This window comes from Novosphingobium sp. ES2-1 (genome assembly GCF_015169775.1).
GTDB lineage: Bacteria > Pseudomonadota > Alphaproteobacteria > Sphingomonadales > Sphingomonadaceae > Novosphingobium > Novosphingobium subterraneum.
Genome location: NZ_CP063446.1, coordinates 354,882 through 377,426, shown reverse-complemented (window position 1 = coordinate 377,426; position 22,545 = coordinate 354,882). Strand labels below are relative to the sequence as shown.

The 22,545-nt window shown below is 64.7% G+C and carries 20 protein-coding genes; 7 read left to right on the top strand and 13 right to left on the bottom strand.

Going from position 1 to position 22,545, the window contains the following annotated elements:
* Window positions 1-51 precede the first annotated feature (51 nt).
* On the top strand, window positions 52-528 hold the full coding sequence (ybaK, locus tag IM701_RS17050) for a Cys-tRNA(Pro) deacylase (protein ID WP_039336783.1): 477 nt from the start codon (window positions 52-54) through the stop codon (window positions 526-528).
* On the opposite strand, the gene IM701_RS17045 is transcribed toward ybaK, so the two are convergent.
* A complete protein-coding gene (locus tag IM701_RS17045) occupies window positions 525-1,706 on the bottom strand; it encodes an MFS transporter (RefSeq protein ID WP_230487882.1) in 1,182 nt (393 codons plus the stop codon). The two genes, ybaK and IM701_RS17045, sit on opposite strands and share 4 nt — an antisense overlap.
* A gap of 93 nt (window positions 1,707-1,799) precedes the next feature.
* On the opposite strand from IM701_RS17045, the gene IM701_RS17040 reads away from it, so the two are divergent.
* On the top strand, window positions 1,800-2,978 hold the full coding sequence (locus tag IM701_RS17040; protein ID WP_156135847.1) for a cytochrome P450: 1,179 nt from the start codon (window positions 1,800-1,802) through the stop codon (window positions 2,976-2,978).
* A 55-nt stretch (window positions 2,979-3,033) separates the two neighbouring features.
* Window positions 3,034-4,035 carry a LacI family DNA-binding transcriptional regulator gene (locus IM701_RS17035; RefSeq protein ID WP_039336779.1) on the top strand — a complete coding sequence of 334 codons (1,002 nt, stop codon included), beginning with the start codon at window positions 3,034-3,036 and terminating at the stop codon, window positions 4,033-4,035.
* Here IM701_RS17035 and IM701_RS17030 read toward each other — a convergent pair.
* The 11 genes from IM701_RS17030 to IM701_RS16980 form a co-directional block, all read right to left on the bottom strand.
* The gene (locus IM701_RS17030; RefSeq protein ID WP_255527829.1) at window positions 4,032-4,832 is read right to left on the bottom strand and encodes an SDR family NAD(P)-dependent oxidoreductase; all 801 of its coding nucleotides are present in this window, start codon (window positions 4,830-4,832) and stop codon (window positions 4,032-4,034) included. The two genes, IM701_RS17035 and IM701_RS17030, sit on opposite strands and share 4 nt — an antisense overlap.
* Window positions 4,805-5,200, bottom strand: coding sequence for a hypothetical protein (locus tag IM701_RS17025; protein ID WP_193828528.1), 396 nt, complete (start codon window positions 5,198-5,200; stop codon window positions 4,805-4,807). The genes IM701_RS17030 and IM701_RS17025 overlap by 28 nt, the downstream gene beginning before the upstream one ends.
* On the bottom strand, window positions 5,197-6,936 hold the full coding sequence (locus tag IM701_RS17020; RefSeq protein WP_193828527.1) for an FAD-dependent oxidoreductase: 1,740 nt from the start codon (window positions 6,934-6,936) through the stop codon (window positions 5,197-5,199). The genes IM701_RS17025 and IM701_RS17020 overlap by 4 nt, the downstream gene beginning before the upstream one ends.
* Window positions 6,937-6,978: 42 nt before the next feature.
* Entirely contained in the window at window positions 6,979-8,325 is a 1,347-nt protein-coding gene (locus IM701_RS17015; protein WP_193828526.1) for an SRPBCC family protein, read from the bottom strand.
* A 70-nt stretch (window positions 8,326-8,395) separates the two neighbouring features.
* Complete coding sequence (locus IM701_RS17010) at window positions 8,396-8,830, bottom strand: nuclear transport factor 2 family protein (RefSeq protein ID WP_193828525.1); 435 nt, start codon at window positions 8,828-8,830, stop codon at window positions 8,396-8,398.
* A gap of 80 nt (window positions 8,831-8,910) precedes the next feature.
* A complete protein-coding gene (locus tag IM701_RS17005) occupies window positions 8,911-9,462 on the bottom strand; it encodes a VOC family protein (RefSeq protein WP_193828524.1) in 552 nt (183 codons plus the stop codon).
* A gap of 128 nt (window positions 9,463-9,590) precedes the next feature.
* Window positions 9,591-10,925: an SRPBCC family protein gene (locus tag IM701_RS17000; RefSeq protein ID WP_039336767.1), complete on the bottom strand. Its 1,335-nt coding sequence runs from the start codon at window positions 10,923-10,925 to the stop codon at window positions 9,591-9,593.
* 22 nt (window positions 10,926-10,947) lie between these two features.
* Window positions 10,948-11,466 carry a nuclear transport factor 2 family protein gene (locus IM701_RS16995; RefSeq protein ID WP_193828523.1) on the bottom strand — a complete coding sequence of 173 codons (519 nt, stop codon included), beginning with the start codon at window positions 11,464-11,466 and terminating at the stop codon, window positions 10,948-10,950.
* Window positions 11,466-12,902 carry an SRPBCC family protein gene (locus tag IM701_RS16990; protein ID WP_193828522.1) on the bottom strand — a complete coding sequence of 479 codons (1,437 nt, stop codon included), beginning with the start codon at window positions 12,900-12,902 and terminating at the stop codon, window positions 11,466-11,468. The genes IM701_RS16995 and IM701_RS16990 overlap by 1 nt, the downstream gene beginning before the upstream one ends.
* A gap of 170 nt (window positions 12,903-13,072) precedes the next feature.
* Window positions 13,073-14,272 carry a cytochrome P450 gene (locus IM701_RS16985; RefSeq protein ID WP_193828521.1) on the bottom strand — a complete coding sequence of 400 codons (1,200 nt, stop codon included), beginning with the start codon at window positions 14,270-14,272 and terminating at the stop codon, window positions 13,073-13,075.
* An 85-nt stretch (window positions 14,273-14,357) separates the two neighbouring features.
* The gene (locus tag IM701_RS16980; protein ID WP_193828520.1) at window positions 14,358-16,427 is read right to left on the bottom strand and encodes an alpha-glucuronidase family glycosyl hydrolase; all 2,070 of its coding nucleotides are present in this window, start codon (window positions 16,425-16,427) and stop codon (window positions 14,358-14,360) included.
* 201 nt (window positions 16,428-16,628) lie between these two features.
* Here IM701_RS16980 and IM701_RS16975 point away from each other — a divergent pair, with 201 nt between their 5' ends.
* The 4 genes from IM701_RS16975 to IM701_RS16960 are packed head-to-tail and all read left to right on the top strand — an operon-like array spanning window position 16,629 to window position 21,345.
* Window positions 16,629-17,753 (top strand): fumarylacetoacetate hydrolase family protein, encoded by a 1,125-nt coding sequence (locus tag IM701_RS16975; protein WP_230487881.1) that lies wholly within the window; start codon window positions 16,629-16,631, stop codon window positions 17,751-17,753.
* A 54-nt stretch (window positions 17,754-17,807) separates the two neighbouring features.
* The gene (locus IM701_RS16970) at window positions 17,808-18,566 is read left to right on the top strand and encodes an SDR family NAD(P)-dependent oxidoreductase (protein ID WP_156135848.1); all 759 of its coding nucleotides are present in this window, start codon (window positions 17,808-17,810) and stop codon (window positions 18,564-18,566) included.
* Entirely contained in the window at window positions 18,557-19,447 is an 891-nt protein-coding gene (locus IM701_RS16965; RefSeq protein WP_370584372.1) for an SMP-30/gluconolactonase/LRE family protein, read from the top strand. The genes IM701_RS16970 and IM701_RS16965 overlap by 10 nt, the downstream gene beginning before the upstream one ends.
* A complete protein-coding gene (locus IM701_RS16960; RefSeq protein ID WP_193828856.1) occupies window positions 19,447-21,345 on the top strand; it encodes a sialate O-acetylesterase in 1,899 nt (632 codons plus the stop codon). Before IM701_RS16965 ends, IM701_RS16960 begins: the two co-directional genes overlap by 1 nt.
* Here the strand turns inward: IM701_RS16960 and IM701_RS16955 are convergent, their stop codons facing one another.
* Window positions 21,346-22,398 carry a LacI family DNA-binding transcriptional regulator gene (locus tag IM701_RS16955; RefSeq protein WP_193828517.1) on the bottom strand — a complete coding sequence of 351 codons (1,053 nt, stop codon included), beginning with the start codon at window positions 22,396-22,398 and terminating at the stop codon, window positions 21,346-21,348. It abuts the gene before it with no gap.
* Window positions 22,399-22,545 lie beyond the last annotated feature (147 nt).

Below are 22,545 nucleotides of genomic sequence, written 5' to 3'. Positions count from 1 at the left end.
AAACTCCAAACAGGCTGGCTTCCGATTGGCGGTCCTGCCAAAGGACCGCCTATGGCACAGGCAACCCGGGCAACGAAAGCGCTCGAACAGGCCGGTATCCGGTTCGAACTGCGCAGCTACGAATATGATCCCGATGCGGACTCCATCGGGCAAGCCGCCGCGTCCGCGCTGGGCGTGGAACCGGCGCAGGTGTTCAAGACGCTGATGGTGCTGATCGACGGCAAGCCCGCCTGTGCCATCGCGCCCAGTGACGGCGAGGTTTCCATGAAGCGCGTCGCGGCAGCGCTGGGGGCAAAGTCCGCAACGATGATGCGTCCCGGCGATGCCGAACGCCTCACCGGCTACAAGGTCGGCGGGATCAGCCCGTTCGGCCAGATGAAACGCGTGGCCGTGGTGATCGACGAGACCGCGCTTCTATGGGACGCGATCTTCATCAACGGTGGCCAGCGCGGCCTGCAGGTGCATCTGGCCGGAACGGACGCGGCGCGCTTGCTGGACGCGGTCGTCGCCGATATCAGCGCGGCCTAGCCTCGCGCCGACGCCAGCCGTGAACGCGCCAGTGCGCAGCACAATGCCGTCGATGTCGTGATAACCAGCGCCACAGCCAACCGCAGCGGATCTATGGGCGCAAACAGCCCCAGCACGTTCATCGCCGAGCCGCTTGCCAGCATCTGCAGCGCGCCTGCGAGGCTGGTTGCCGTGGCGGCAAGGCCGGGTTCGGCAAAGCCCACTGCGTTGAAGGCAACAGGTCCTGCAAGGCCCGCTCCAAGACCCAGCAGCATGATCGGCGCGATCAGAGGCCAGACACCTTCGATCCCCACCAGCGCCAGCACCAGCGCAATCCCCGCGCCCAGAGCAGAACTGCCCGTGCCGATGATCAGAGCACTCGAACGCCGCTCCACCGGCACGACCAGACGCGTTCCGACGATGCTTGCGGCGGCCACCCACAGCAGCGCGGTGCCGGCTTCGCCCGAGGACAGGCCGAAACGGTGGACCAGCAGGAAGGGGGCGGCACCAAGGAACATGAACAATCCGCTACTGGCGGCGCCCAAGGTAGCCGCCGTGAGCACGAATTGCCGGTTTCTTGCCAGCTTGGCGTAGGAAGCGATCAGTCCGCTGCGCGCGCTTGCCACTCCGGCCTGAACCGTTTCCGGCAGGCGCCAGAAGGCCGCTGCCAGCGTGGCCGCTCCGCTCAGCGCAAGCAGGGCGAAGACGGCGCGCCACCCGGCAAGATCGGCCAGGCTTCCGCCGATCACGGGGGCAACCGCGGGAGATATCAGCACAATGGTCATCAAGGTCGCCTGCGCGCCGGCTGCGCGGTCCTTGCCGAACAAGTCACCGACCATGACCCGGGCAGTCACGACGCCGAAGGCCCCGCCTGCCGCTTGCATGGCGCGTGCGGCAAGCAGCAGGCCAGTGGTCGTTGCCAGCGCCCCCGCCAGTGCCCCGGCAATGAACAGCATCAGGCCCGCCAGCATGACCGGTCGTCGTCCAAGGCGGTCGATCATGGGGCCGGCCAGCAATTGGCCCGATCCCAGCCCGGCAAGGTAGATGCTCACCACTTGCTGCGCCTTGGCTTCGCCGATTGCCAGATCGGCTGCGATCAGGGGCAGCGCCGGCACCAGCATGTGGATGGCGATCGATCCGGTGGCCGCAAGCGCCGCCAGGGTCACGATAATTGCCCAGTAGTCTCGTCTCGCGCTCAACACTTCACGCTCTCACGTCCCTTGGTCCATATGCCGCGCCAAAACGAATGATAGCGCTTGCATGCGCTTGAATGCGTGCTTATGCAACCGATCATGACCGATCGCCTGCAGGATTTCGATCCGGAACTTCCGGAAGACTTTGACAGCCCCCACGCCGAATATGCGCGCCTGCGCCAGCAGTGCCCGGTTGCCTGGACAGAAGGCCTCGGCAGCTTCTGGGCAGTGACGCGGTACGAAGACGTAAAGCGTGTGGCGTCGGATTCTGCCACCTTCATCACCTCGGTCCAGAATGTGATTCCGAAAGTCGCCTATACCGGGCGCCGGCCGCCGTTGCACCTCGATCCGCCCGAGCACACTCCTTATCGCAAGGCGCTCAATCCCCTGCTCTCGCTCGATCGGGCCGAAACCTTCGCCCCGCGTGCCCGCGAACTGACCCGTGCCCTGCTGGCGCCGATGGTGTCCCGGGGAGGCGGAGATATCTGCGTCGAACTGTCCAGCTATCTTCCGGTCCACGTGTTCGGCGAATGGATGCGCATTCCCGAGGACTGGCTCGATACGCTCCATGACAATGGCCGCGCCTTCATCCTTGCCGTGCATTCCAACAAGCCCGAGGTGATGAAGGAGACTTCGCTCCGCCTCTATGACATGGCCCGCGCCCTGATCGCGCTGCGCCACGAACACCCGCAGGATCCGGCGCTCGATCCCACCAGCGCGCTGCTGCAGGCGCGGCACGAAGGCGAGCCATTGCCCGACGAATTGCTGGTCGGCACTGTCCGGCAGGTCCTTGTCGTCGGCATGGTCGCGCCCATGGTGATGATCGGCAACATCTGCGTGCATCTCTCGCGTGACAAGGCGCTGCAGCAGAAACTGCGGTGTGACCCTTCGCTCATTCCCGCGGCAATAGAAGAGTTTCTCCGGCTCTACACGCCTTATCGCGGCTTTGCGCGAACCGCTGTCTGCCCGGTGGACCTCGGCGGTCGCACCATCGAACCGGGCGAGGCGATTGCGCTGATCTATGCCTCTGCCAATCGGGATGAGGCCGTGTTCCCCAACCCTGACGAGTTCATTCTGGATCGGCCCAACATCGCGCAGCACCTTGCCTTCGGGCGCGGCCCGCACAACTGCCCGGGCATCCACCTCGGCCGCATGCAGCTGCGCGTCGCGCTCGAGGAAATCCTGGCTGCAACCAGCGAGTTCGAGCTTTCCGGGCCGGTCACGGTCAGCCGCTGGCCAGAGATCGGCGCGCTCTCGGTACCGTTGCGGTTCGCCTGATCCGGCAAAAGAGAGCGATTGCATCATCGCCCTCGGTCGCGCTAGCGTCGACAGGATGAGCGCATCGATCGACAAGACGCCAACACTGGACGACGTGGCGGCGATGGCTGGGGTGTCCACCGCCACCGTAAGCCGTTTCGTCAATAATCCCGAGGTCGTGGCAAAGGGTACGGCAGAGCGCATCCGTGCCGCGATCGCTGCAACCGGTTACATTCCCAATCTGCTGGCGGGCGGCCTGGCCTCGAGCCGGTCGAAGATGGTCGCGGTGCTGATTCCGTATCTCACCGACTCGATCTTCAACGATACGATCCAGGCCATGGTCGAAGAACTTTCGGCAGCAGGGACAACGGTCATGCTCGGCCTGACCGGCGTTTCGGAGAAGCGCACCGAGGACCTGATCCGCGCAGCCCTGAGCCGGCGCGTCGACGCGATCATCTTCACCGGGCCGGTCACACCGCAGGTCGATGCCATGGTGCGGCGCAGCCCCGCGTTGTTCATCCAGATGTGGGATCTGCCCGAAGACCCGATCGGCATGGCAGTCGGCTTTTCGCACCATGCCGCCGGGCGTGACATCGCACGCTTCCTGATGTCGCGCGGCTATCGCCGTCCGCATGTCGTCACCGCCGAAGGTGCACGCGCCAATATGCGACGCGCCGGTTTCGTCGAGGAATGGCAGGCAACCGGGCACGAACCGCCCAGTGAATCTTCCGTGCAGGTGCCCTCGAGCTTTGGGCACGCCCGCCGCATCTTTGCCGAGGTCCGCCGTTTGCCCGAGATGCCCGACGTTGTGGTCTGCGGCTCGGACTATCTCGCGCAAGGGGTCATCGTCGAGGCGCTGGCCGCCGGGCTTCGCGTGCCTGAAGACATTGCCGTGGTCGGCTTTGGCAACAGCTCGATTGCCGGGGAGATGCGCCCCACGATCACCTCGGTCGAGGTGGACGGTGCCCGGATCGCGCGCGAGGCCATCGCCGCAATCCGCAAGCACCGCCCGAACCAGCCCCCGGCCGAGCGCTGGGTCGATGTCGGCTTCCGCCTCGTCGCCCGCGAAAGCGCCTAGCGCGTAAGGTAGCCGCCTTCCACTGCAAGGCTGTGCCCGGTGACATAGCTCGCCGCGTCCGAACACAGCCATGCGCTGGCCTCTGCCACCTCTTCCGGTTTGCCGAAGCGACCGAACAGGCTGAGCGCGGGGGCGAACTCTTCCTCGGTGAAGCCGGTCGTCTCCAGCGCACCGCGCAGCATCGGCGTGTCGATCGCGCCGGGCAGGACCGCGTTCACGCGGATGCCCTTGCCGGCATATTCAAGACTGCCGGTCTTGGTCAGGCCGATCACGCCATGCTTGGCCGCAACATAGGCCGCGTTGTTGGGCTGCGGACGAAACGAGCTGACCGACCCGATATTGACGATCGAGCCTGAAGAACCCTGCGCAAGCAACTGGCGAATCTCGTATTTCATGCAGAGCATGACCGAGCGCAGGTCGACGCTCAGGACCTTGTCGAACACTGCCATGTCGGCTTCGTGGATCGGCAGGACATCTGGTGTGATCGCGGCGTTGTTCACCGCGCAATCGAGCCTGCCGAACGTGGCGACCGTTTCCGCCACCAGCGCCTCGACCTGGGCTTCGTCGGCCACATCCGTGCGCACGGCATGGGCGCTGCCTCCAGCCTCGCGGATCGCGGCGACAGTGGCGGCAGCGGTGTCTGCGTTGATGTCCGAGACGATGACCTTTGCCCCACGCGCGGCGAGGAGGCGCGCGGTTGCCGCGCCCATCCCCACGCCCGCGCCGGTAACGATGGCGACCTTGCCTTCAAGCGATACGAGGTTCGGATTCACGATGTAGCTCCCTGTGCGATCCACGTGCGGATCTTGGCCATGTCGGTTTCGTTCAAGGGCGCTCCGCCGAAGGGCATGCGCGCGCCCTGTCCGCCATGATCGTTATGCGTACCTTCCAGCTTCATCACCAGATAGGACTTGTCCGGGGCGCCCGGTGCCACCCGCATGATCGCAGGCGCCCCTTCCGAAGGCTTGCCGACAAGGAAGCCGATCGCCGCATCGCCAACCAGCGACATGCCCCCTGCCTCTTCGCCGGTCAGATGGCAGGTTGCACAGTTCTGCTCCAGGATCGGCACAATATCCGTTTGATACGAGACGGTTGGCGCAGGTTGTTCAGCACGTGCCGAGAAGGCGAGGGCGAGCAGGGCAGCGCCCAGGGCAAGCTGTTTCATGCCGACACCGCGTGCCGTCCGGCGATGTAGCCGAATGTCACCGCAGGACCGATCGTGCCGCCAGCGCCGAGATAGGCCTGGCCCGTCGGCGCGGCGATGCAGTTGCCGGCAGCATAGAGGCCCGGGATGGGTTGCCCGTTTGCAGCCAGCACTTGCGCATCGGCATTGATCTGCGGCCCGCCAGCCGTATCGAGCGTGCCGGGTGCGAGCACGATCGCGTAATAAGGTCCTTTTGCAGAAAACGGGTGCATCGTATTGTTCGGGAACGGGTTTTCAGGTTGGCTGGTGCCTTGCCGACGCGCCGAGAACAACAAGTGCCATTCGCGGTCGTACAGGTACTTCCCCCGCCCGAATTCGGGATCGACGCCCTTCTTGGCGTAAGCATTGAAGTTCGTGATCGACTGCTTTGCATTGCTTGAGAAATTCGGCGCCAGGCGGGCGCCGCCAGTCCGATCCTGCCACGCTGCCAGCTGTGCGTCGATACCGGCGAAGACCTCGTCCCACGTCTGTCCTTCGACCAGATGTGGCTGCTCTGCTTTGTTCACCGGGAAGGGGAAGGCCCCACCGAAGGCATCGATGCTGCGCTGGTCGAACAGCATGAACATCAGATGGTTGGGGTATTCCTCGTGCGCCGGGTCATACCAGAAGTGCGCCTGCGTGCGGTCGTTGTAATCGCGCTTCTCGTTGACCACGCGCTTGCCGTATTTGTTGACGAGGATCATCGAATCCCCCGGCAGAACGAACGCGCCAAGGCCGATGCCTCGCGTCTTGAGCGCCTCGCCCAGCACGACCTGCGTCCGCCAGCCAAGCCCCATGTTGCCCATCATCGCGCCCGCTTCCTGCGCGATCGGAATGAAGTCTCCGGTCGAACCCGGCAGAGAGCATGAGCCGTAGACGGCGGGCTGGTGGACATCGCACAACTGCACGTTGTGGCTGTAACCACCGGTGCCAAAGACCACGCCCTTGTTCGCCTTGATACGGATGGTCTTGTCACCCTGCTTGGCCTCGGCCCCGATCACCCGGCCCGATCCATCCTTGACCAGCCGGGTAACGCGGGTCCGCGTGAGGATCGGCACGCCCTTGGCCTTCAGATATGCATGCATCTGCGAGGCAAGGCTGCCGCCGCCCTGGGTCGAGCCCGAACCCACCGCCGGTTCCAGCGCGCGGCCGGTCGGCACCTTGTTCTCGGGCAGATGGTCGGCATAGTCCGGGGCGGGCTTGTCCACCTGGAACAGGCGGAACTGCTTGAACTGCACCGCGCCCAGCTCACGCAGATGATCGACCGCGGCCGAGCCATGGTCATAGAACGCCTCGACCACGCGGTAACGGTTTTCATCAAGGCCCAGCGTCGGGCTGTTAGGGTTGTACTGGCGCGGATAGCCATAGCGCACGACGTAGCGCAGCGCATCGGCCTTGGGGTCCTCGATGCCCTGTTCGCGAAAGATGAAGTGATTGAAGATCCAGGTGACGCCGCCTGATTTGGCGGTGGTGCCGCCAAGGATCGGCATCTTCTCGAGCATCATCACCTTCGCGCCTGCCGCAAGGGCGGTAACCGCCGCCGTCCCCGCCGCCGCGCCAGAGCCGACGCACAGCACGTCGCATTCATGGTCCCAGCCCGAAGCGGGCGCGTCTGCGGCCTGTGCGGCGGTGGCGATGCCGCCGGTTGCTGCCGCCGCCGCTGCAACGCCTGCACCGGCGAGCAGCTGGCGCCGGTCGATCCCCTTTTGCTGGGTCATGTCACGTTTCTCCCGTCGTCTCTTGCCATGGTTGCGGGGCGCTCACCGCCGCCCCGCGATGTAATCGTTGATCACCTCGTGGAACCGCCGCACCCGGTTTTCCTGCCGTGCCAGATAGGCGTCATCGTGCCCGAGTGAGTGCAGGCCCTGCTGCTGCGTCACGGCCACATCGAGATCCTGGATGAGGAAGTCGCCCTGCGGGATCTCTGCGCTGTAGGCGTCAAAGTCGCCGCTCTGATGCTCGGCTTCCTTCCACGGGCGCAGTCCATAAAGCGTCGGCACATCCGCGCCCCCGGCCACTTCCGGCGCAAGATACCAGTAGTCGAAGGTTGACCAGTTGGGATCTTCCATGTCCGGTTCGGTGCGGAATACGTGGAGTCCTTCGGGCGTGCCGGTCAGCGTCAGGTTCGGGAAGCAAGTGTGGTGGAACTGGTCGGTCAGCTCGTCATCGGCCAGCTTTTCGAAGTGCTTGTAGCCCCGCTCCGGCCCGAGCTTGCGCCGCGCCTGCTGCAGCGCGAGGCGGCCTTCCTGTGCGCGTCCTTCGAAGTCTGAGGGATCGAGGTCCCACTCCTTGAGCACTTGCGCCCACAGCGGTTTCATCTGCTGCGCGTCCTGATAGCGGCTCGAAGGCTGCAGCTTCTCGATCATGCGATTGTGCCCGGTCGGGTACATTTCGAACACGGTGGTCGAGTAGTGATCGTCGATCATGCCCTCGAACTGCGGGTGGACCGCGGGGATGTGGTAGGCTTCGTTGAAGTTGTCGGAAGCGAACTTCCAGTTTGTGTTGACCCGCAGCGTGCGCCACACCACGCGCTTCCAGCTGGCGAGATCGCGATTTCCGAGCAGCGCGGGGATGGGATCGAGGTATTCCATCAGCGGCACGGCATTGGGATCGAAGCTGTAGAAGATGAAGCCGCCCCAGGTCTCGCAGGGCACTTCCTTCATGCGCAACTTGCCGCAGGGGGAGCCCTGCGGGAAATCCTCTTCGTCCTGCACCCAGTCCAGCGCGCCGTCTATGTTCCACTTCCAGCCGTGGTAGGGGCAAGTGAAATGCTCGCCCACGCCGCCCTCTTCCACGGTGACGAGGCGGTTGCCACGGTGGCGGCAGACATTGTGGAAGGCGCGGATGCCGCCGTCCTTCTGGCGCACCATGACGACCGACTGGCGCATGAAGTTGTGGGTGATGAAATCGCCCGCTTCCTCGAGCTGGCTCTCACGCCCGCCGACGTGCCACACGCGCTTCCACATGTGCTCCCATTCCAGCGCGGCGAAGTCCTTCGACCAGTAGCGGTCACCGGTGATGGCATCGCCGCGCGGTTCGGGGAACTGCGCGCTGGCGTGGGTGGGGTAGGGGGCATCGACTTCGGGGACCTGGATATAGGTGGCCATGGTAAAGCGCTCCTGTAACCGGCGATCTCCCCGAGCGCCGGATGGGGTTGGTTTTCTTGCTTTTTCTAAGTTACTTCGCGTTATCGAGCGTGCCCGAGAGCGGCATCAGGAAGTCCATGGTGTAGCGCGTGGCCTTCCAGCCTGCTCCGGTGCGACGGACTTCGAAATAGTAGCGACCGTTGACGGTCACGGCGCGGCCGTCCTTGCCCACGCCCATGCCGATCACATAGGCGCGCATCGAAGCGGTATCGCCTTCGTAGCCGGTCAGCGCGAAGTTGGTCAGGTAGTGGGCGTGGTGCTCCATGTTGGCGAAGACGTTGGTGAAGAACTCGCGGATGCCGGCGTGGCCGACCTGCGGGGTCAGGCCAATGCCCGAGAGATCGAACACCGCGTCCTCGGTGAAGATGTCGAGCACCGCGTCGATGTCGCTGACGGTATCGACCGCATGGGCATAGGCGATCATCAGGTCCTGAATCGCCAGGCGATCCTCGATAGGGCAATTCATTATCGTGTCCTTTCAGATACTTATTATCTTTGTTGGATGTTTCCCCGGGGAAACATCGCTTGGAACATTACGTGAACATATTAATCGAACAGGGGCCGTATCGGGTCGGTCACGCCGTCCCAATCGGCGGCGCCCTGCGCGATGCGGGTGAAGGCGGAGGTCTGGTTATCGTCCTCTTCGACAATCTCGATCATGCAGCCGAGCGCCGGTGCCGTGTCGACGTAGCAGAAGCGCATCGCGCCGAACTTGCCGTCGATGGCCACGGCAAAGCCCTGGTCGACATAGCGCTGGCGGCAGGCATCGTAGTCGGCGGTGTAGATGCAGAAATGGTGGAAGCCGGTCTGGCCCTTGGCGATGGTATCGCGATAGGCGCTGGGGCGGTCGCAGTGCTGCTGGATCAGTTCGATCTGCACGCCGCCGGACTGGGCGAGGGCAACGGAGAAGTCGATGCCTTCGGAAGGTTCGCCCCGATAGGTCGCCTCGGCCAGTTCGATGTGCGGGACCATGAAGAACGGCCCGATTCCGGTTGCCGCGATCCACGCCTTTGCCGCCTCTTCCACGTCCTCGACGATGAAGGCTGCCTGCATGACGTGCGGGCCGGTTTGGCCGGGGGTGATGGTGATGTTGCTCATTCCTTGTCCCTCTCCAAGGCGCAAAACCTTCCTGCTCCCCCGCGCAGGCGGGGGGCCTCAGTCGTTTTACGCTGTCGTTCCGTAGCAACACCGAGGCCCCCGCCTGCGCGGGGGCGCCAGTGATCAGATCACTCCCGCGCTGCCGTCGGATGCCCCAGCACCATGTCGTTCAGCTTTTCATGGAACCGCTGGACGCGCTTTTCCTGGCCCGGCAGCAGGCAGCCCTTGAAGCCGCGCGAATTGAGGCCCTGCTGCTGCGTGGTGCCGATCGACAGGTCCTGATCCGCAACAAAGCCCAATGAAACGCCGTCGCCATAGACCGAATGGCGCGCGATCGCGTCGTGCCGGAGGGGCGCCGGGCCGACGGGCGTGACGACTTCGGCCATCTTCGCGTTCGGCGGATAGAGGCACCAGTGCTGGAACACGCACTTTTCGGGGTCCGTCGGGTGCGGTTCGGTGCGCAGGATCTGGCACTGTTCGGGCGACATCGTGATCGTCAGGTTGGGGAACAGCGTGCAGTGGAAGTAGTCCACCAGCTGCTGGTCGGTCATCGACGAGTAGTCGTAGCCCGCGTCGGCCCCGCGCTCGCGCTTGGCCTTGATCACGGCCTCGCGGATGTCGGCGGTGCGGCCACGGTATTCCTTGGGATCGATGCCCCAGGCTTCCGCGGCTTCGTAGAGGCCCGGCGGCACGTCGCCGCTCACGTAGTCCTTGCGGCTGGTGGCCTGGTGGCCGATCATCCACATCGCGTTGTGGCCGTTCTCGTACATCTCGAACACGGTGGTCGGCAGGCCATCGTTGATGAAGGTGGCAAGTTCGGGGTGGATCGTCGGGAGGTGGTAGCTCTCGTTGAAGTTGTCGCGGATGATCTTCCAGTTGAAGTCGCAGTCCGCCGAGACATTGAGCACGCGCACCCAGTTGTCGAGCTTGTAGCCAGCGAGCCGCTCGGTATAGGGCCACAGCCATTCGTGCAGGGGGGCGACGTCATCGTCCATGCACCAGAACACGAACGGGCCCCAGGTGTCGCAGCGCAGTTCGGACAGGGTAACCTTGCCGCAAGGGTTGCCGCCGGCAAAGTCGTCGGGATCCTGCACGTGGACCAGCGTGCCATCGGGATCGAACTGCCAGCCGTGATAGCCGCAGGTCAGGCGCGGGGCGGAACCGACATCGCCCAGCACGAGGCGATTTCCGCGATGGGGGCAGGTGTTGTAGAACGCCTTTACGGAACCGTCGGCCTGTTTGACCATGACGACCGATTCCTTGCCGAAGTTGTGGCGGATGAAATCGCCCTCTTCCTCAAGATCGGCCAGCACGCCGCCAAGGTGCCAGACCTTCGGCCAGAGGTGCTTGTTCTCCAGCTCCATCCACTCGCGCGTGATGTAGCGGTCGGCGGTGATCGTGTCGCCGCGCACGGCAACGTCGAACTCCGGGGAATAGCGGGAAATCTTGTCCTGAGCGGTCATTTCGGCGTCCTCTGATACTGTCTCAGACCGGCCAGTCTCGGGTCTGGCTGAAGTCCGTTCCGCGCCGTCCCGGCCGGACCAGCGGATTGCCTTCAAGGAATCCGTCGGCTGCCGGGTCGGTATGCGCCCAGTCCACTATTTCGCGGCGGCGACTGATACGCCACTCCCCATTCTTGCAGGTATACTCGTCGACATAGCGTCCGGCGACGACCAGGTCCTTGGGCTCGCCGTCCTCGCGGATGCGGTGCCAGGCGTAGAAGTAGACTTCGCCGCTGGCCTCGTCGCCCCGCACGCTGATCTGTGCCTGCCCGATGATGTGCTGGCTGCCATCGAGATCGGCGAGGAACCCTTGCGCGAAGCTGACAAACTCGTCGGCGCTGCCCTGCATGAGCCCGCAATCGACCCAGGCGTCATCATGGAAGGCGCTGCGGTGCAGTTCGGGGTCCAAACGGTCCTGCCCGCGCATGTAGCGGCACAGCGCATCATGGATGTCGCGGCGGGCGCAGAGGTCGCGCAACTCGGCTTCGATGTCGAAGGCCATCAGGCTTCGCCCGCCAGATACTTGTCGACGACCATCTGGAAGTGGCGGATGCGCGATTCCTGATAGTTGCCGAGCTGCTGAACGCCTGTCGCGCTGGCGCGGAAGCCCTGCTGCTGGGCGCGCAGGTTGTCGGTGTCCTGATCGTAGACGTGGCCCATGGCGGGATCGAAGCCGGGAGCGGTGGCGTAGCTCTGGTCCTCGGCGACGTGGAAGGGCTCGGCCGGTTCCGGCGCCGGCCCACCTTCGGGATTGGGGCGCAGGAACAGGATTTCGAACAGGGTGCGGTTAGGGTCGGTTCCGATCGGGCGGAAGCGATAGACCATCGGCAGTGACAGGCCGGGGAACAGCACCATGTTGGGGAAGACATGGTATTCGATGGTGTCGATCATCTCGCTGTCCGAGACCTTCGACAGATCGCAGCCATAGGCCTCGCCCATGACCTTGCGCAGATGGCGGGCCATCACGGTTCGGGCGGTTTCCCCGGGGCCGACGGTGAGGCCCTGCCCGCGCGAATCCTTGTCGCCAAGGATCATCGTGGCGAGGAGCTCTTCCTCGCTGAGGGGGGTGGCGAGGTGCGGGGAGTTGACGCCGCTGGCGGCATAGAACCGGGTCACGTGGTCCGAATGGCAATCGTACTGCACGTTGGCATCGCCCACGCCCTTCAGCAGCTGGGGATGGGTTTCGAGCACGTGGTAGGATTCGAGGAAGGCTTCCTGCGCGGTCTTCCAGTTGCAGGGCAGTTCCTTCGCCACGTGAACCGCGACGTGGCGCCCGGCGATGTCCCAGTCCTTGAAGTGCTCGGGCAGGGGGGCGAGGTATTCCTCGAGGCTCTCACCGCCTAATTGGGGACCCTCGGCGCTCGGGTTGATGAAGATGAACCCGCCCCAATGGCCGACGCGCGCTTCGGGGAGGTTGGCCGTCTTCGGATCGATATGCCTGAAGTCCCAGGCGCAGGGCACGGAAGCGAGCGTACCGTCGTTGTTCCACGTCCAGCCGTGGTAGGGGCAGCGCAAGTTGTCGCCCGAGCCGACGCCTTCGCCACGCTTGAACTTGGTCGAGCGGTGGAGGCAGGAGTTGACGAAGGCGCGGACCGACATGTCGTCCTGCCGGACGACGACCCAGGAGAGGTGGGCGACTTCGTAGGTGTAGTAGTCGCCCGGCTCGGGGATGTGGTCCTCGCGGCAGACCCACTGCCAGGTGCGCTTCCAGATGCGCTCGATCTCGGACTCGAAGATCGACTGGTCGAAGTAGCGGTTCACGCTGACCGGCGCGCTGCCGAGATAGACAGGCTCTTCCATGGTCAGCACGGCGGGCGGGGGAAGCGCATCGGCCGCAACGATCTGCTGGACGCTCGGGGCGTCCGGGCAGCGGATTGCGGCGAGGTCATCCGCAACGGCGGGCTCGGGCAGTCCGTGGGGTTTGATCGCGTCCAGCATCAGGCTCTCCGGGACTGCCTTCATTAAAACCGGCAGTGTTGCCTGTTTTATGGACGCAGGCGCGAGTCGGCTCAACCTAGCGGTTGCGCTAGGTTCGGGCGTGGATGCACAGAAAGCGGGACCCCGGGTCGTTGCCCGGGGTGACGATCAACGCAGGACGGTCTTGCGGTTCAAGGAGTCCAGACCAGCTCTACCCGCCGCAGCGCGCCGACGATGCCGGGGACGGGGGACAGGTCGGAGCCTTCGCCCAGAGCAAAATCGGGGATGCGCTTCAGCCATTCCTCAAGCGTGATCGCCACTTCCTTGCGGGCGAGTTCCTGCCCCGGGCACATGTGCGGGCCGGAGCCGAAGGTTGAGTGGCGGGCGCGCTTGCGGGCGGGGTCGATGGCCAGGGGATCCGGATTGACGCGCGGGTCAAGCCCGTGGACTTGCGTGGGGATGGCGATCATGTCGCCCGCCTTCAGGGCGACACCATGGAAATCGGCGATGTCATGGCGCACTTCGCGGGCGATCGAGACGAGGCCGAAGCGGCGGAACAGTTCGTGGACGACCGGCGCGATATCGCTGCCGCGCTGCTTCAGATCGGCGCGCAGGGCCGGGTTTTCCGCCAGCTCGCGCATGATGAACCCGAGCACGTTGACGACAGTGTCGAGCCCCGCGATCAGCACCTGCGTGACGATGGACAGGGCCTCGTCGCGGCTCAGCGTGCGGCCTTCGCCAAGATCGGCATGGAGCATGGCGCTGATCATGTCCTCGCCAGGACGTTCGCGCCGGGCATCCACCAGAGGGCCGACATAGTCGAAGAACACCGCCTTGGCCTCGTCAAAGGTCATGTCCATGCCCGGCCTTGTCATGCATTCGGCCCAGTGGCGGATCTTCGGAGCTTCTGCCGCATCGATGCCGACCAGTGCCATGAATACCCGGATCGGGAACTGTTCGGCATAGTCTGCGGTGAAGTTGCAGTGGCCCTTGTGCGCGAAACCCTCGATCAGGTCGATGGCGGTCTGGCGGATGCTTTCGGACAAGCCGCGAATGGCGCCGGGATTGAGATGGGCGTTGAGCAGCTGGCGATAGGGACGATGTTCGGGCGGATCGATGGTGGTGGGAATGAGGCCGTGCATCTCGCCCACCGACTTTGGCAGGACGATCACACGTGAGGAGAAGCGTTCGGGATCGGACTGGACTTCCTGCAGGGCCTCACCGCCCAGCGCAATCCAGTGGCCTTCGTTGCGCGGCGTCCAGACGACGGCAGGATTGTCGGCAGAAAGCGCAGACCAGGCCCGATGGAAGCCTTGGGCTTCAAGCCCGGGCGGCAGATAGATGTCGATATCGGCCACCCGATCTGCGGGGACGTGCGACGGGCGCTGCATGACCTGATCCTCTCCTGATCCTTTTGCGATGATCATGCGGGACAGCAGGCCCTGGCGCGCTTGGCGTTTTGGATAGGTGAGATGCCTAGTGTGGTGCTCCGGGGGCGTATGGGAAGCGTTGCTGCTTGTACCACGCAAGGTCGTGCGCAGGCGGTGGCGAACCGGCGGGCAGGGGCAGGTGGTTGAGCGACATCCAGTAGGTGAGGCTGGCATCGCGCCACCAGCGCGCCTCGCGGGCCTGAATGCCGAGATAGGCATCGGTCTTGGCCCAACGCTCGGCATCCACGCGCGATTTCAGCGTGGCCCACTGTTTGCGCATGGCTTCAACTTCGGCAACGCCATGATCATAGCGGCGGACCATGGCCGACCACAGCGTCTCTCCACCGGGCATCGGATAGGTCCATGGGAGGTGGTGGAACCACAGCAGGAACTGCGGCGGCGTGGTTTCGGGGCGGGCGAGGCGTGCGGCGATGGTCGGGGCATATTGCCCAATGGCGTTGCTGCCGGAAGCCGTGCGGTCAAAGCCGATGCCATCTGAGTCGGCGCGGTGATAGTAGACCGGATTCCATTCGGGCCGCTTGAGATCGGCAATCCACGGGCCGGGGCCATAGTGATGATCGGGGCCGAACAGGTGGGCAAGCCCGAACGGGCCGGTGTAATCGACGACCGCCTCGCGCGAGCGCAGCATCATCGCTGTGACCGTATCGGTGACTTGCGCATCATTGCCGAAGGTCTGCCGCGACCATTCGTGCGCAATTGCCTGCGATGAAAGCTTCGGATCCCAGGCGAGACGACCGAAGGCATACCAGTTGGCCTGATTGAAGGTGCTGCCTGCCCAGTCGCGATCGCGGCCGATATTGGACACGCCCGAGATCGCGCCGAGCGTTGCCGCCACGGTCTGACCCGGGGCCTGGCCCGTCTGCGTATCGAGCGCTTCCTCGAACAGGGGGCCGAGGTAGGCGAGGTGCGTGGCAAAGCCGAGGTATTCCTTGGTGATCTGGAATTCCGCAGCCAGTCTTGTACGCGGCATGGCGCCGAACAGCGGGTGTACAGGTTCGCGCGGCTGGAAATCGATCGGGCCGTTCTTGACCTGAACGATCACGTTATCCGCGAATTTGCCGTCGAGCGGTCGGAATTCGCTGTAAGCCTGCTTGGCGCGGTCGGTCCGGTCAGTATCGGCATAGACGAAGGCGCGCCACAGGACAGTTCCGCCGTGGGGACGCAGCGCGGCGGCGAGCATGTTGGCACCATCGGCGTGGCTGGCGCCATAATCACGCGGGCCGGGCTGGCCTTCGCTGTTGGCCTTGACCAGAAAGCCACCGAAATCGGGGATCACGCGGTAGATCTCCTCGGCCTTGGCCTGCCACCACGCAGCGACCGCCGGATCGCGCGGATCGGCAGTCTTGAGGCCGCCAAGTTCGATCGGCGCGGAAAAGCGCGCCGTGAGATAGACCCGGATGCCCCATGGGCGGAACACGTCAGCTAGCGCGGCGGCCTTGGCGAGATAGGGCGCGGTGAGGCTTTCGGCCTTGGCATTGACGTTGTTGAGCACGGTGCCGTTGATGCCGATCGAGGCATTGGCGCGGGCGTAATCATCATAGCGCGGGTCCTTGAAGTCAGGCAGGGTCCACCAGTCCCACAAGGATTGCCCGGCATAGCCGCGTTCGACCGAACCATCGAGGTTGTCCCAGTGGTTGAGCAGGCGCAGCGGAATTGCGGGGGCAGACGCGATGTTGATGGCTGCGGTCGATTCGCCCGCGCGAACATGGCGCAGCAGGGCAAAAGCGCCGTAGAGCACGGCGACATCGCTGTTGCCGGTGACGAGGATGACAGCGCGGTTGCCGATCCTGACTTCGCGAATCAGATAGCCTTCATGGCCGAGCGCCCGCGTATCGAGATCAAGCAAGGCGAGATGCGAGGCGTTGCTGGTGGCCAGCATCACGGCGGCTGGCAGGTGAGGCAGGCTGTGGCGCAATTCGGCAGCGGCGCGGTCAATGGTGGAGGAGCGGCGGGGGACTTCGATTTCTGCCCCGGCCGTTCTGGCTGCGACGGGACCGAGCCAGAGGCCGTAGCCGTCGTCGGCCCGCGCCGGGCACGTTGCAAGGCACGCCAAGGTTGCCATCACGAGGGCGATTGCTGCACGCAGGCGTGTCATTTCCCGATCCTCTCTGCAGGGGTTTCCGGCCCGATTTATGATAGCGGTATCAGTGTGTCGGAGCTGATGCAAATGCCTGGGGGCTCCGGGCCGCCCTTGCCAAACCTGCAATGCTGAAAATCAGGTCAGGCGCTCTTGATCTTGCGTCGCCGACCATCTAAGGTAGCGCTATCAGACAATGGGATGCCGGGGGATGTTTTGATGGGTTTGGGCCTCACGGCTTGCCTGCCACGCGACTATGCAGATGGCGTTTTCATCGGTCGGGCCGAAGCGCCTGACGGGCCGCATGTCATCGTTTTGCGCAATGGCCGCATCCTCGACATCACGCAGACGGCCAGTTCCGTGTCGGGCGCGATTGCGCGCCGCACTTTCGCGGGGGGAAGCGATCTCGGTGCCATTGAGGATGGCTTGCCCGAGGGGTGGTCCCTGCATTCGCCGATAGACTTGCAGTGCGTCAAGGCCTGTGGCGTGACCTTTGCTGTTAGCGCTATCGAAAGGGTGATCGAGGAGCGTGCGCGTGGCGATGCCGCCGCTGCGGCCAGTATCCGCCAAGGTCTGGAAGATACGGTGGGTGCCGGAATCCGCGCCGTCGTGCCCGGCAGCGAGGAGGCGATGGCGCTCAAGGCGGCGCTGATTGCGCAGGGCATGTGGTCGCAATATCTCGAAGTCGCGATCGGGCCGGATGCCGAAGTCTTCTCGAAATCGCCGGTGCTGTCGACCGTTGGGCACGGAGCGCTGATCGGCGTGCGGTCGGATTCGAGCTGGAACAATCCTGAGCCTGAAGTGGTGCTGGTGTGCGATGGCGCTGGTGAAGTTGTCGGCGCGACGCTGGGCAACGATGTGAACCTGCGCGACTTCGAAGGGCGATCTGCGCTGTTGCTGTCGAAGGCGAAGGACAACACGGCGTCCTGCGCGATCGGGCCGTTCATCCGCCTGTTCGACGAGGGCTTCGGCATCGAGGACGTGCGCGCCGCTGAAGTGGAACTGGTGGTTGAAGGCACCGACAACTTCCGCATGGAAGGCACCAACCGCATGACCGAGATCAGCCGCGATCCGCTGGAACTGGTCCGCCAGACGATGAGCGAGCACAGCTATCCCGATGGCTTCGTGCTGTTCTGCGGCACGCTGTTTGCCCCGGTGCAGGACCGCGACGAGCCGGGCGGCGGCTTTACCCACAAGGTGGGCGATGTGGTGACGATCCGTTCCGATCGGCTCGGCGCGCTGAGCAACACCGTCACGACATCGCGCGATGCGCCCAAGTGGACGATGGGCATTGGCGCATTCATACGCAATCTGGCCGCGCGCGGCCTGGTGGAGAAGATCTGAATGGCCGCGCATACCCTTGCCAATCACGCTGCGGGCCAGCAGGCAGAGCCGCGGCTGATGGCGGCGCAGTACCCCAGCTTGCGCGACAAGCGCGTGATCGTGACCGGCGGTGCGAGCGGCATCGGCGAGGGGATCGTGGAGGCCTTTGCCCTGCAGGGCGCGCAAGTGGGCTTCATCGACATACAGGAAGATCCCGCAAGGGAACTCATCGCGCGGCTGGGCTCGGCGCACCACGTTCCGGTGCTGAAGGTGCAGGACGTATCGGATGTCGAAGGACTGGGCGCGGCGATGACAGCGCTGGTTGACGAACTCGGCGGTTGCGACGTTCTGGTAAACAACGCCGCCAGTGACGACCGGCACGTGCTCGACGATATCACCCCGGCCTATTGGGACGAGCGGCTGGCGGTGAACCTGAAGCACAAGTTCTTTGCCTCGCAGGCAGTGTGGCCGGACATGAAGGCCAATGGCGGGGGGGTGATCCTCAACCTCGGGTCGATCTCGTGGCACCTAGGGCTGGATGAACTGGCGCTCTACCAGATTGCCAAGGCCGGTGTGGAAGGCTTGACCCGCAGCCTGGCGCGTGAGCTTGGGCCCTATAACATCCGCGTGAACACCATCATTCCCGGCAACGTGCAGACCGAGCGGCAGATGCGCTGGTACACGCCGGAAGGCGAAGCGGAAATCGTTTCGGCGCAGTGCCTCAAGGGCCGGCTCCAGCCGGTTGACATCGCCGCCATGGCCCTGTTCCTTGCCTCTGACGATGCGCGGTTCTGCACCGGGCACGAATACTGGGTCGACGGGGGATGGCGGTGATGGCAGCTGTGCGGCGGGTTCTGGAGCTTGGCTGCACGCTGGGCGAAGGGCCGGTGTGGGACGCGGCGCGAGAGTGCCTGTGGTTCGTGGACATCAAGAACAGGCGCATCCACAGCTTCGATCCTGCTACCGGGCGGCACGAAAGCTTCGGCGTGCATGAGCAGGTCGGCTGGGTGGTGCCTGCCACCGGTGGCAGGCTGCTGGCGGGGATGAAGGACGGGTTGCACCTGTTCGATCCGGCGCTGGGCACGAGCGTGCACGTGGCGGATGTTCCGGGGGAGCCTGAGGGCAACCGCCTCAACGATGCCTGCGTCGACTTGCAGGGCCGCGTCTGGTTCGGTTCGATGGATGACGGCGAGGAAGCGCCGAGCGGCCGCTTTTACCGCGCCCATGTCCGCGAAGTGGTGGCGCAAGGGCCGGACGGGGTGTGCATCACCAATGGTCCGGCGGTATCGCCCGACGGGACGAAGCTCTATTTCACCGATACGCTTGCCCGGACAATTCATGTGGCGGACCTGGCCCAAGACGGCAGCGTCGGGGCAGCGCGGGTCTTTGCGCAAGTGTCCGACGATTTTCCCGAGGCTTATGCCGATGGGCCGGTGTGCGATGCGGAAGGGTGTGTCTGGACCGGGTTGTGGAACGGCTGGGGCGTGGCGCGCTATTCGCCCGAGGGCAAGCTGCTGCAGAAGGTTGACCTGCCCGTCGCCAATGTGACGAAGCTGGCATTCGGCGGCGCGGACTTGAAGACCGCCTTCGTGACGACCGCGCGCAAAGGTCTGGACAGCGAGGCACTGGCCGCGCAGCCCATGGCGGGCGACCTGTTCGCGTTTGATGTGGCAGTGCCGGGCTTTGCCGCCCCGCTCGCGGAGTTCAGGGCGTGATGCGGCCATTGCTGGTGGTGCTGGCCGCGGGCGTCTCCGCACCAGCGATGGCCGCACCCGCGCTGGAGTTGGGCGCGGTGTGGAGCGATCATGCGGTGATCCAGCGCGATCGGCCGGTGGTGGTCGAAGGGCGTGCAGCAGCAGGCGCGGTCGTATCGGGAACTCTGGGTTCCGAGCAGGCCGAAGCCAAGGCCGGGGCTGACGGTGCCTTTGCACTGAACTTCCCGGCGCGCAAGGCTTCGGCGGAATCGATCGACCTCAAGGTAACTTCAGGTTCCGAGTCCGTGACTGTTGCCGACCTGCTCGTCGGGGATGTGTGGCTGTGTTCGGGCCAGTCCAACATGGAGTTCCAGCTTTCTCGCGCGCTGAACGGTGGCATGGAAGTGGCGATGTCGGCCGATCCTGCACTGCGCCTGCTGCAGGTGCCAAAGGCGATGTCCTACCTGCCCGAGCGCGAATTCGGCAAGGTGACGCGCTGGGCGGTTTCTGGGCCGGAGACGAGCGGCGGCTTCTCTGCGGTGTGCTGGTTCATGGCGCGTGAATTGCACCGTGCGCGCGGCGTGCCGATTGGCGCAATTCACGCCAGTTGGGGTGGATCAAAGGTGACCCCATGGCTCGACCCTGCAGCCGGGGCCGAGATCGGCGGCGCGCAGGAGATGGCGCTGCTTGGTCTGTTCGCCAAGGACAAGCTGGCGGCCGTCACGCAGTTCGCGCCGCGCTGGACGGCATGGTACGGGGGCGAGAGCGGCGGTAGCACTCCGTGGACAAAGCCCGATGCCCTGCAGTGGCAGCCGGTTCCATCCATCAAGGGCTGGCTGGCCTGGGACGCTACGCCTCTTGCTGCCAAGCCGACAGGCACGGTGTGGATGCGGCGGCAAGTGACGCTGACCGCAGCGCAAGCCAAGGCGGGCGTTACGCTGGCGCTGGGCGTGCTCGATGACATGGACATGACCTTCGTCAACGGCCATGCGGTGGGCAATACCTTCGGCTGGGACGAGGAGCGCGCCTATGCGGTGCCGCCTAGGTTCCTGAAGTCCGGCGTGAACGAGATCATGGTCGCGGTGACCAACACTTATGGCAACGGCGGCTTTGCCAGCGCCCCGGACCGGTTGTTCCTGACGCAGGCGGGGGGCGAGAAGCTGCCGCTGGGCGAGGGCTGGCGCTATGCCATCGCGCCGACGAGGACCTATCCGCCGCGTGCACCGTGGGATGCCAATGCCGGCATCGGGCTGATGCACAATCGCATGATCGCGCCGCTGGGACACTTCGCGATGGATGGCGCGGCCTGGTACCAGGGCGAGAGCGATGTCGACACGGCGGACTACGCGCGCCGGATGAAGGGACTGATTGCCGGATGGCGCGCGCAGTTCGGACCGGAGCTGAAGGTCGGCATCGTGCAGCTTGCCAATTATGGTCCCGCTTCGGACAAGCCGGTCGAAAGCGGCTGGGCGCAAACGCGCAACGTGCAGCGGCAGATCGTTGTCGACGATCCGAAGGCGTTCCTTGTGACGGCCATCGATCTTGGGGAGCGGACCGACATTCATCCGGCCAACAAGCTGCTGGTGGCGCAGCGGGTGGCGATGGGCGCACAAGGCAAGGCCTTGCCGATGCCACTTGCGACGAAGGCGGAAGGCAGCACGGTGCGGGTTTCCTTCAGCGGCATCGAGGGCGGGCTTCACGCCTGGAGTTCCGACACCGCGATCGGGTTCGAACTGTGCGACGCCGCTGGCGCCTGCCGGTTCGCACCGGGCCGCGTTGATGGCGATGCGGTGGTCCTGGCCACCGATGGCAAGCCGGCGGCGAAAGTTCGCTACGGCTGGGCCGATAACCCGGTGGTCAATCTGTTCGACGGGCGCGCGCAGGCCGTGCCGGGGTTTGCGCTGGACGTGGTGCGCTGATCAGCCTTGTGGCGGGGCCGCATCGGATTCGCGGCGGACCAGTTCGTAGTCGAGCGTGGCCAGGCGTGGCCTGATCTTTTCCGATGCCCGCTCGGCACGGATTTCCTGTGCCAGAAGATCAAGCGCAGTTTCCGCCATCTGGCGGATCGGCTGGCGGATCGTGGTCAATTCCGGCCAGATGTTCGAGGCAAAGGCGGTATCGTCGAATCCGCAGACGGTAAGGTCGTGCGGAACTTCGAGATCGTTGCGATGGGCAGCGGCGACGCAGCCTGCGGCCATGTCATCGTTCGAGGCGAAGATTGCGGTGGGGCGGGATGGCAGGGCGAGCATGTTCATCGCCGCATCAAGGCCGGAACGATAGGTGAAGTGACCCTGCTGCACGAGCGCCGGATCAACAGTGGCGCCGCTTTCGGCCATGGCATCGCGGAATCCGGCGAGGCGCAGGGCGCTGGCGGATTGCTGCGGGTTGCCGATGATGAAGCCGATCCGCTTGTGGCCGAGGCCGAGGATGTGCTTCGTCATGTCGTAGGCGGCCTGATAATCGTCGATCATGACGACGCCGTGGTGCGCCTCGGCCTGCCCCGGTCCGATCAGCACCGCATGCGTTCCCGCTCGGCGGAGACGGGCCAGCAGGGCGGTATCGTCGCACAAGGGCGGCGGCAGCAGGAAGCCATCGACCGCACTGTCGACAAGACGCGCGATCATCTTCGACTGATCGGTCTCGGGCTCGCAGCGTTCGACCATGAGGTGGGCATCGAGACGGGTTGCAGCGTCCATGCAACCGATCAGCAGCTCGCTCAGATAGGAGGCTGAAGGGTTGGCGTAGAGCAGGGCGATGCGCAATTGCGAGGCACCGGCGAGACTGCGCGCGGCGCGGTTGGGAGCGTAATTGAGCTGCTTTATTGCCGCTTCAACCGCGAGACGCGTCTCCTCTCGCACGCCGGAACCGCCATTGACGACACGGCTGACCGTCATCGGCGAGCATTGCGCGAGGCGCGCTACATCGTTGACAGTGGGACGTCCGGCGCTGCGGCGGGACTTGGTATCATTCATGTTCTGCAGGCTCCCGTTGCGTGAAGTCCTGACGCTGCAACATCCCCTTTGCAAGCGGGTTTGTGAATAAAGCAGACTTAAACGCAATTGGCGCTTGCATGCTGCTCGGCTTCGGATACAAAGGTAGCGCTATCAAATGAACGGTGG